The organism is Luteibacter sp. P4_E6 (assembly GCF_056401535.1).
Genome location: NZ_JBFUJE010000570.1, coordinates 1 through 2,357 on the forward strand (window position 1 = coordinate 1; position 2,357 = coordinate 2,357).

Annotated in this window: 2 protein-coding genes; one reads left to right on the forward strand and one right to left on the reverse strand. The window is 67.5% G+C overall.

Features of this window, described 5'->3' with window-relative positions; genetic code table 11:
- Positions 1 to 59: 59 nt before the first annotated feature.
- Complete coding sequence (locus AC1DT2_RS20895) at positions 60 to 320, forward strand: acyl-CoA-binding protein (protein WP_063571028.1); 261 nt, start codon at positions 60 to 62, stop codon at positions 318 to 320.
- A 17-nt stretch (positions 321 to 337) separates the two neighbouring features.
- Here the strand turns inward: AC1DT2_RS20895 and treY are convergent.
- Positions 338 to 2,357 (reverse strand): malto-oligosyltrehalose synthase (gene treY / locus AC1DT2_RS20900; protein ID WP_477298472.1); only part of this gene is annotated, 2,020 nt, incomplete at its 5' end.

Here is a 2,357-nt window from a genome sequence, read left to right on the forward strand (position 1 = left end):
GCTTTCGCGAACGCGTGCTACAAGCCCCCATCGTTCCACACCCGCGGGTTACCAGCTCCATGTCCGACGACCTCCAGAGCCAGTTCGAGCAGGCTTCGCTGGATATAACCCGCCTCGGCCACCGACCGGACAACGACACCCTGTTGCGCATCTACGCCCTTTACAAGCAGGGCTCCGAGGGTGACTTCCACGGCGAGAAGCCAGGATTCTTCGATTTCGTCGGCACGGCGAAGTACGAGGCATGGGTGAAGCTGGCCGGCACGCCCCGGGAAACGGCGATGCAACAGTACATCGGCCTGGTGCGCTCCCTGGGGGGCTGAGGGCCGTCTGGCGGCGCCTATGAGGCGCCGTGCGACAGCCACGCGGCAACCGGCATGTCACCAAACAAGGCTGCCGCGTCCACCGCCCCTCCCTGCATCTCCCCTTCCACCATCAAGCCGGTCCACCGCCCATCGGGCAGGACGACGGTCGTACCGGCCCAATGCCCGGCGGGAATGGCCGGCGCGGAGGTGCCGGCCAGCCACGGTGCGGTATGCCGGGCCGCCGCGACCACGATGCGCTGCCCCCGATGCTCGCGGACGAAAGCCAGTACGTGCCCGGCCGCCGGTCCATCGACCTCGAGGGGCCGGTAGCTGCCGCGAGCGAACAGTTCCGGATGCTCACGCCTGGCCCAGAGCAGCCGGGCGATGACAGCCTGCTTGATCGTGCCGTCCCGCCAGTGCGCCAAGGCGTCCCGTGGTGCCGCGGCACGCTTGAGTGAAGCCGCTCGCGCGGGAAAATCCACCGGCCGCCGGTTATCCGGGTCGACCAGGCTGAAGTCCCAATAGTCGGTGCCCTGGTAAATATCGGGCACCCCGGGAGTGGTCAGGCGCAACACGGTCTGGGCAAGGCCATTGGCCGCACCCGGGGTCGCGATGTACTCGGCGAAGGCAGCCAGTTCGGCGGCCGCATCCCCCGACAGCACCGCCCGAAGGAAATCCTCGCAGGCGTCCTCATAAGGTTCGTTCGGCGAGGTCCAGCGCGTCCAGCGCTTGGCTTCGCGCAGCGCCTTACGCTGCCAGGCGGCGATGCGCGTGGCGAACAACTCGAGGCCGTCGACATCGTCCGGGGCCAGGTGCAGGGGCCATGCACCGACGAGCATCTGGTAAAGCATCAGCTCGTCGCCGGCCGAGGGCGCCATGCGTCCGTCGGCGCGCCGACGAAGATCGGCGTGACGGATGCGCCAGCGCTCCACCGTGATCACCCAGCGCTCGGCGACTTCGGACAGCACGGCGAGCCGGGCGCGCAGGTCTTCGCCGCGCTTGTGATCGTGCGTCGCCGTGGCCAGCAGGTTGTGCGGCAAGGTGGCGGCGCGATCCACGCAACGGGCGTGGAACGCCTCGGGTGTCATCGAAAGTTGCGCCGCGTCGACCCCGACCTCGTTGCGCGAAAGCAGACGTCCATAACGATAGCCCGCGGTGTCCTCCACGGCCTTGGCGGCTACCGGCGACGTCGCTTGCTGGAAGATCGCGATCGCCCGCTCGCGTGCCCGTCGCACGGGCCCCGGCGGCAGGCTGCGCGGCGCCACGCCACCGAGCCAAAGGGCGACAAGGTGCAGCAGTTCGGTGTCTTCCACGCGAATCGTGCGCAGCGCGCCTTCGACAGCCCGCGCGAAGATCGCTTCATCGTAGGCATCGCGTCCCGCGCCGCCCGCGTAGGTCCGGTACACGGGAAAATGCACGAGCAGCTCGATCAGTACGCGCCGGATGGCGGCGAGGGAGACGTCGCGTGTCGCCACATCGGCGCGTGCCGAGGCAAAAAGGGCGCGTGCCGTCCGGTCCAGCTCGGCTTCGAAACTGTCGACGAGGATCTGTCGGCGAGCACGCACCGCCTGCGTGGCGAAGTCGGCGGACTCACCGGTGAGATGGCGCCAGAGTTCGGTCAGCGGCGCCTCACCCGCGCCGTCGTGCAGCACGGCGGACACCTGGTCCATGAATTCGTAGCCCGTGGTGCCATCGGTGCGCCAGTCCAGGCGTAGCGATTCGTCTTCGGCGAGAATTTTTTCGACCACCAGGTAGGCACCGTCACGCGGGGCACCCGGCGGACGCTGCAGGCGCAACTTGTCGAGCCGATGCCGCAACTGCCGGCAATAGCGACGGGGGTCGGCAAGACCGTCGACATGATCGCAACGCAGGCCGTCGATGAGGCCTTCCGCATACAGCCGAAAAATCGTCTTGTGCGTATCCTCAAAGACGGCCGTACGCTCGATGCGCAAGCCAGCCAGCTCGTTGATGTCGAAGAAGCGCCGGTAGTTGACCATGTCACTGGCCAGTTTCCAGAACGCGAGACGGTAGTGCTGACGTTCGATCAGCGCATGC

Bases quoted from the DNA above. Each gene is read 5' to 3' on its own strand.
- AC1DT2_RS20895 (WP_063571028.1), top strand. From the start codon at position 60: ATGTCCGACGACCTCCAGAGCCAGTTCGAGCAGGCTTCGCTGGATATA.